The organism is Phytobacter sp. V91, from assembly GCF_965644225.1.
Lineage (GTDB): Bacteria > Pseudomonadota > Gammaproteobacteria > Enterobacterales > Enterobacteriaceae > CBFFRJ01.
In genome coordinates this window covers 1-1,181 of sequence record NZ_CBFFRJ010000277.1, presented here as the reverse complement: position 1 = coordinate 1,181, position 1,181 = coordinate 1, and the positions used below count along the sequence as shown (strand labels likewise).

At 50.5% G+C, this 1,181-nt stretch carries 2 protein-coding genes; both read left to right on the top strand.

Annotated features, from left to right (window positions below; genetic code table 11):
- Nucleotides 1-308 (top strand): hypothetical protein (locus ACSZO4_RS25615; protein ID WP_437891893.1); only part of this gene is annotated, 308 nt, incomplete at its 5' end.
- Nucleotides 253-819, top strand: a complete 567-nt coding sequence (locus tag ACSZO4_RS25610; RefSeq protein ID WP_437891892.1) for a Csu type fimbrial protein — start codon at nt 253-255, stop codon at nt 817-819. The genes ACSZO4_RS25615 and ACSZO4_RS25610, both read left to right, overlap by 56 nt.
- Nucleotides 820-1,181 lie beyond the last annotated feature (362 nt).

Genomic DNA, 1,181 nt, shown 5'->3' with positions numbered 1-1,181 from the left:
TGGGCGGCTCATGGTTTGTCGGCGCCTTTGAGGCGCTCACCCTAAAGCCTCCGGCTCTGCCGGAGGATACTTACTCATTGAAACAAAAGGAAAATAAATACAGATTACCTAAATGTTTCGCTGTCAGCAAAGATTGGTTGAACGCGGATACATCAACTAAATTTCTGTTATTGCTACAATTGAAATACATCCTTTGTAACCGGATATCTTATTTTCTTCATAAAGTACGGGCGTCATTTTCGGAGGTGCAACATGAAGCCATTACGCCTTGCCCTGATTATTGGGATGACGGCAGTGTCGATAAATAACGCCGATGCGGTAACCAGTTCGGGAACAATTGCTGCGACGTTGACGCTATCAAACGGCTGTCTTATAAACGGCTCACCGTCACAATCTGGCATTAACTTCGGTACCCTCGATTTTGGTACCAGTCCAGCCACTTTCAGCCAGTTGACTACGCAATTGTCGGCGACGGGCGCAGGAGGGAGTACTTTTACCATTCAGTGCACCACCACCAGTTATACGGTGCGGATAATGAGCAATACCAACTCGGCGCAGCCGGGTACCACTGTTGGCACGCCCGGCGCAACACCGCGTTATCTGCGAACAGCAAGCAATACCCAGGGTATCGCCTACAGCGTATATAGCGACAGCAATTTCGGTACGGAAATCGGAAATAACGTCAACATCACCCGGGCTTCAACTAACAATGGTATCGATTCGTACACCCTGTACGGCCGAATCCAGGGCGGAGGTAACAGCGTGACGGTGCTGCCGGGGACCTATACCGATACGCTGAATGTGAACGTCGAGTACTGAAAAATACACTATGTGGGCAAAAGGGAATTGGGCTTCTTTGCTGAGAAGCAACGGTTTGTCTCGCCCTTTTTTTGGGCTGCTGCTATGCACAATGGGGTTACCGGATAGTGCAGTCGCCCTTACGGTGACAACAAAGACATTTACCGTGGGCGCAACAATAACGCCTGGGTGTTCGGTCATGCAGAGTTGCGCAGCGCGCTATACATGCCTGCCATCGTAGCCGGAAGATATAACGAAGTGGTGAAAAGTCTGATGCACCGGCTGGCAGAGCGAGGAAAATCAGGAAAAGAGCAGGTCTGTGCGGGAATGAGAAAGCTGCTCCAGCTGGCTTATGGGGTAGTGAAATCGGGCCGCATGTTCGA